This window comes from Pseudomonas sp. Fl5BN2, assembly GCF_009908205.1.
GTDB lineage: Bacteria > Pseudomonadota > Gammaproteobacteria > Pseudomonadales > Pseudomonadaceae > Aquipseudomonas.
This window is the reverse complement of the sequence record NZ_JAAARL010000040.1, coordinates 25977-32025: the sequence shown is the minus strand read 5'-3', so window position 1 is coordinate 32025 and position 6049 is coordinate 25977. Positions and strand designations below refer to the sequence as shown.

Genomic DNA, 6049 nt, shown 5'->3' with positions numbered 1-6049 from the left:
TGTAGCGAGTGTCTCGTGGGCTCGGAGATGTGTAGAAGAGACAGGGGGGCAGGCAAGGCCGCTATTCTAGGCTTCGCATCGGCCTTGGGAAGGGGGGGCGCAAGGTATTTTTTTGGTCTGGCACAACCCCTTGAAAAGACTGGGAAACACCCAGGTTATGGGGGGTGTAGCGGATTCCAGGCGGTGCCTGGTGAAGGTTCGGATGCCAGGTTGTGGGACTGGGTTGCGATGGCTTGATATCAGGCTGGCGAATAATCACAGACAGCCTTGGCGGGGCTGACTAGATTGCAGCATCCAGGCTCGCTCGCGTCTGGCCGAATAACAATAAAAGAGATCGACCCATGGATAATTCGACTCAAGCGGCAAATGCCTGGCGCATTCTGTTCCTGTTGTTTTTGGCAAACCTGTTCAACTTCTTCGATCGCACCATCCCCGCCATCATCATCGAGCCGATCCGCATGGAGTGGCACTTGAGTGATTTCCAGCTGGGGATCATTGGCACTGCCTTCACCCTTGTCTACGCCATCGCGGGCTTGCCTCTGGGGCGCATGGCCGACACCGGCTCGCGCAGCAAACTGATGGGCTGGGGCCTGGTGGTGTGGAGCGGGCTTACTGCGGTCAACGGCATGGTCGGCAGCTTCTGGAGCTTTTTGCTGGTGCGCATGGGCGTCGGCATTGGCGAGGCCAGCTACGCGCCAGCGGCCAACTCGCTGATCGGCGACCTGTTTCCCGCCCATCGCCGGGCTCGGGCCATGGGCATCTTCATGTTGGGGCTGCCCTTGGGGCTGGTGCTGGCATTCTTCACCATCGGTGCCATGGTCAAGGCCTTCGACAGCTGGCGAGCGCCGTTCTTCATCGCTGCGGTACCGGGGCTGGTGCTGGCGGTGTTCATGTTTTTCATCAAGGAGCCCAAGCGCGGTGCAGCGGAAACCGTGAAGGTGGATCAGGTGCAGATTGATCGGCCAATTCGCCGGGTGCTGGCGATCCCGACCTTTCTCTGGCTGACCCTGGCCGGCCTCACCTTCAACTTCGCCACTTATGCCTGTAACTCGTTTCTGGTGCCGATGCTGCAACGTTACTTCCTCATGCCCTTGCAGGAAGCGGCCATGGCGACCGGGTTGATCGTCGGTGTCACCGGGCTGGTCGGTCTTACCCTGGGTGGTTGGATCGCCGACAAGATTCACCAGCGTGTCGCCAATGGCCGCCTGTTGTTTGCCGCCTGCAGCCTGATCATCTCGACCTTGGCCACCGGTTGGGCGCTGCATGCCGGGCGGGTTGAGATCGGCGTATTTGTCGCGGTGTTCAGTGTCGGTTGGCTGTTTGCCTACAACTTCTACACCTGTGTCTACACGGCTTTGCAGGATGTGGTTGAGCCGCGCCTGCGGGCGACCGCCATGGCCTTGTTCTTCGCTGGTCTGTATCTGCTGGGTGGCGGCCTGGGGCCGGTAGTGGTGGGGGCCCTGTCCGATCATTTTGCCCACTCGGCGATGTATGCCGCCGGTGCCGAGTTGATGACCGAGGAGTTCAAGGCCATTGGTTTGCACGATGCGATGTACCTGATTCCGGTGGCCTTGTTCATGACCCTGCTGTTTCTGTTTCAGGCGGCACGTTGTTTTGTCCGTGATGCCCAGAGTATGAAGGACGGGCTGGCCAGCACTGCGCCGCTGGCCTCGCCTGTGGCTGTGTAGCCGCTGCCGTAAGCGGGGATAAGGCTTGAGGAGCCCTGAGGTATTCAAGGTGTGACTCCTTCGCAGCACAGTACCGCCTAACTGACTGCAGCCTGCGGCAGGGCTATAGGGGAAGGCGTTGGGGAAGCGGGCGAGGGGTAACTCAAGGGCGCTGTCTGGGCGGGCGCGAGGTCATAAAAAAGGCCCGCACAATGCGGGCCTTTTCTTCAGCGTGCGAAACCGGGCAATCAGCCCGCCACCAGCACCCTGATCGCTTCCAGGCGCAGGGCTGCTTTTTCCAGCAGCGCCAGGCCCTGTTCGCGTTGTTGACGCAAGGCCACCAGCTCGCTGTCACGGACTGTCGGGTTGACGGCCTGCAACGCGGTCAGGCGCGCCAGTTCTTCATCGGTATCAGCCGCCAGCCGGCGTTGCGCTTCAGCCACGCGCTCGGCGTGACGTGGCGCGATCTTGGCTTCACCGGCGTTGATCTTCGGCGCCAGTTGGTCGCGTTGGGCCTGGATGAACTTGTTGGCGCTGGCCTTGGGTACGCTTTCCAGCTGGTCGTTCAGGGTCTCGAAGGCTACCCGTGCCGACAGGTCGTTACCGTTGGCATCCAGCAGGCAGCGCAGGGCAGCCGGTGGCAGGTAGCGACCCAGTTGCAGCGAGCGCGGGGCGACCACTTCACTCACGTACAGCAGCTCAAGCAACACGGTGCCAGGTTTCAGCGCCTTGTTCTTGATCAGCGCCACGGCGGTGTTGCCCATGGAACCGGACAGCACCAGGTCCATGCCGCCTTGCACCATCGGGTGCTCCCAGGTGATGAACTGCATGTCCTCGCGGGACAGCGCCTGGTTGCGGTCGTAGGTGATGGTCACGCCTTCGTCGTCGCCCAGGGGGAAGCTGGCGTCGAGCATTTTCTCGCTGGGCTTGAGGATCAGGGCGTTTTCCGAATGGTCCTCGCTATCGATGCCGAAGGCGTCGAACAGGGTTTCCATGTAGATCGGCAGGGCGAACTGGTCATCCTGTTCGAGGATCGCCTCCACCAGCGCCTCGCCTTCACCGGCACCACCGGAGTTGAGTTCCAGCAGGCGGTCGCGGCCGGTGTGCAGCTCGGCTTCCAGGCGCTCGCGTTCGCCACGGGCTTCGTCGATCAGCGCTTGCCATTCGCCGTCATCGGCGTTTTCCAGCAGTGGCAGCAGGCGTGGGCCGAACTGGTGCTGCAGGGCGTTGCCGGTCGGGCAGGTATTGAGGAAGGCGTTCAGCGCCTCGTGGTACCACTGGAACAGACGTTCTTGCGGGCTGGTTTCCAGGTAAGGCACATGCAGTTCGATCACATGTTTCTGGCCGATCCGATCGAGACGGCCAATACGCTGTTCCAGCAGATCAGGGTGCGATGGCAGATCGAACAGCACCAGGTGGTGGGCGAACTGGAAGTTGCGGCCTTCACTGCCGATTTCCGAGCAGATCAGCACTTGGGCGCCGAACTCTTCGTCGGCAAAGTATGCCGCGGCGCGGTCGCGCTCAAGGATGTTCATGCCTTCATGGAACACTGTTGCCGGGATGCCGGAGCGCACGCGCAGGGCATCTTCCAGGTCCATGGCGGTTTCTGCGTGGGCGCAGATCACCAGGACCTTGGTGCGCTTGAGCATCTTCAACTGATCGATCAGCCACTCGACCCGAGGGTCGAACTTCCACCAGCGCTGTTCTTCGTCCACAGCGTCAGGCAATGCCTGGAAGCTGACTTCCGGGTACAGTTCGGCGTGTTCGCCCAGGGGCAGTTCCAGGTATTCGTCCGGGCACGGCAGCGGGTAGGCGTGCAGCTTGCGCTCAGGGAAACCTTGTACCGCAGCGCGGGTATTACGGAACAGCACGCGGCCGGTGCCATGGCGGTCCAGCAACTCGCGTACCAGGCGCGCGCTGGCTTCGCTGTCGCCATCGTTGACCGCAGCCAGCAGGGCTTCGCCCTCGTTGCCGAGGAAACCATGGATGGTCTTGTGTGCTTCAGGGGACAAGCGGCCCTTATCCAGCAGCTCTTGTACGGCTTCGGCCACGGGACGGTAGTTCTCGCTCTCGGCGCGGAAGGCGGCGAGGTCGTGGAAACGGTTCGGGTCCAGCAGGCGCAGGCGGGCGAAGTGGCTGTCCTGACCCAGTTGTTCCGGGGTCGCGGTCAGCAGCAGCACACCGGGGATGGTCTCGGCAAGCTGCTCGACCAGCGCGTATTGCGGGCTGGCCTGCTCTTCGTGCCACACCAGGTGGTGGGCTTCGTCCACCACCATCAGGTCCCAGCCGGCGGCGAACAGTGCGTCCTGGGCCTTCTCGTCGTCCACCAGCCACTCCAGGGCCACCAGGGCCAACTGGGTGTCTTCGAACGGATTGCTGGCATCGCTTTCGATAAAGCGCTCTTCGTCGAACAGGGCCACTTGCAGGTTGAAGCGCCGGCGCATTTCCACCAGCCACTGGTGCTGGAGGTTTTCCGGAACCAGGATCAGCACCCGGCTGGCGCGACCCGAGAGCAGTTGGCGATGGATCACCAGGCCGGCCTCGATGGTCTTGCCCAGGCCTACCTCGTCCGCCAGCAGGACCCGTGGCGCGATACGGTCAGCGACTTCACGGGCAATGTGCAACTGGTGGGCGATGGGTTGGGCGCGCACGCCGCCCAGGCCCCAGAGCGAGGACTGCAACTGGCGGCTGGTGTGTTCCAGGGTGTGGTAGCGCAGCGAGAACCAGGCCAGCGGGTCGATCTGCCCGGCGAACAGACGGTCGCTGGCAAGACGGAACTGGATGAAGTTCGAGAGCTGGGTTTCCGGCAGGGTAACGGCTTCGTTCTGCCCGTTGAGACCGTGATAGACCAGCAGGCCGTCGACGTCGTCGACTTCCTGGACAGTCATTTTCCAACCTTCGAAGTGGGTGATGCTGTCACCCGGAGAGAACCTCACGCGAGTGAGGGGCGCATTCCGTAGCGCATACTGGCGGGTGTCGCCAGTGGCCGGATAGAGCACGGTCAGCAAGCGGCCGTCCTGTGCCAGAACGGTGCCTAGACCTAGCTCGGCTTCGCTGTCACTAATCCAGCGTTGCCCCGGTTGATACTGCTGCGCCATGCTGCCTGACTCCCGCTTTGAAAAAGCCGACTATCTTAACGGAACGACGCTTCTAGTCCAAAGAACTCTGATAAAAACGCCTGGATTAAACGGTAGCGTACCGTGGTGTTCGCTGGATACGAGGGCACGATTGGCTGACGACTGGGTCACAGTTTTGCGACCGATGGCTCAAGTCGCCCATGCCGCAGCCGACATCCTGCCGACAGGAGACTAATAATATGCTGCCACCGATGCTCCCCTTGAGTGCCGTGCCTATCACCTCCCAGCAGGATCCGATCCGCCAGCGCCCGGACATCCCGCCGGTGGTGCCTGTGCAGGAAAGCTCCAATGAAAGCACCATCGACCTGCAAAAGCGCGATCACGAGCAATCGGCCCTGTTGTTGCGTGAGGAACAGCAGCGCCAGCAGGAAAAACAGCGACGTCAGCGTGAAGCCGAAGAGGATCCGGAGCAGCATCTGGCGGTGCCTGGCGACGAATTGAATGCCGATCACACCGTGCCGGTGGCGCCCTTGATTGAAAACGCCCCGCGCCAGGGCTTGTGGGTGGATGTCGAGGTCTAGGGGGTGGAAAAAACACTCAGCAGCGACTTTATTGCCTGAGGACGGGTCTGATCACTGGCCAGCGGTGGCGCCACGCCGCATTATTGGTACATCCGCCGGGGTCGCTCTGCACCTCTAGCAGTGCGGCCGATATTGACCTCTAGTGATGCAAGCCAAGCCATGAATCAAGACGACAAGCTGATCGACCTGAACGCTGAGCGTGCCAAGCGCGTGCATGACCTGAATGAGAAGCGCCTGAACGAGGTGCGTCAGGCATTCGAGCAAGCCATGCCTTTGGGGAAAGCCAAGAAAAAATCGAAAAACAAACCGAAAAAGCGCTGAACAGGGCGCTTTCTGTTGATACAAGTCAGTTATTCCCCCTTCCTCGCGCCCCGTCTCGGGCGACATTGACCCCGGTCAATTTTCCCTCCCGCCTCTTTGGTTAACTTAGCCCTATCGCAACGAGGCAAGAGCAGGAGGCTAGTCATGTTTTTCGACAATGTGGTGATCGCCGGAGTGCTGACAGTCGGCCTCATGGTTCTGTTTTTCGCAGGGTTTGGATTCTTCATCTGGAAAGACGCGAATAAGCGTAAAAAACCTTAAGTCTCTCCAGAGCAACGAGCACGCAAGGCATTTTGGGCAACTTCGGTTGCCCTTTTTTTTGCCTGTAAGAAAGCCAGGATACGTTCAGCCAGTTTTGTTTGAGGCATAAAAAAAGGTGCACCCTGAGGGGTGCACCTTTTTT

At 60.8% G+C, this 6049-nt stretch carries 5 protein-coding genes; 4 read left to right on the top strand and 1 reads right to left on the bottom strand.

All coding sequences use genetic code 11. The features are described 5' to 3' along the window. The first annotated feature begins 341 nt into the window (after positions 1 to 341). Positions 342 to 1688 (top strand): spinster family MFS transporter, encoded by a 1347-nt coding sequence (locus GV819_RS31895; protein WP_161760005.1) that lies wholly within the window; start codon positions 342 to 344, stop codon positions 1686 to 1688. Between the two features lie 227 nt (positions 1689 to 1915). Here the strand turns inward: GV819_RS31895 and rapA are convergent, their stop codons facing one another. Further along, entirely contained in the window at positions 1916 to 4765 is a 2850-nt protein-coding gene (gene rapA, locus GV819_RS31890) for an RNA polymerase-associated protein RapA (protein ID WP_161760004.1), read from the bottom strand. A 218-nt stretch (positions 4766 to 4983) separates the two neighbouring features. Here rapA and GV819_RS31885 point away from each other — a divergent pair, with 218 nt between their 5' ends. From GV819_RS31885 to ccoM, 3 genes are all read left to right on the top strand, one after another. Then, positions 4984 to 5325: an aspartate-semialdehyde dehydrogenase gene (locus GV819_RS31885; RefSeq protein WP_161760003.1), complete on the top strand. Its 342-nt coding sequence runs from the start codon at positions 4984 to 4986 to the stop codon at positions 5323 to 5325. 159 nt (positions 5326 to 5484) lie between these two features. After that, on the top strand, positions 5485 to 5646 hold the full coding sequence (locus tag GV819_RS33000; protein WP_177435099.1) for a hypothetical protein: 162 nt from the start codon (positions 5485 to 5487) through the stop codon (positions 5644 to 5646). A 144-nt stretch (positions 5647 to 5790) separates the two neighbouring features. Further along, on the top strand, positions 5791 to 5907 hold the full coding sequence (ccoM, locus tag GV819_RS33515) for a cytochrome c oxidase subunit CcoM (RefSeq protein WP_015634423.1): 117 nt from the start codon (positions 5791 to 5793) through the stop codon (positions 5905 to 5907). The last annotated feature ends 142 nt before the right edge of the window (positions 5908 to 6049 follow it).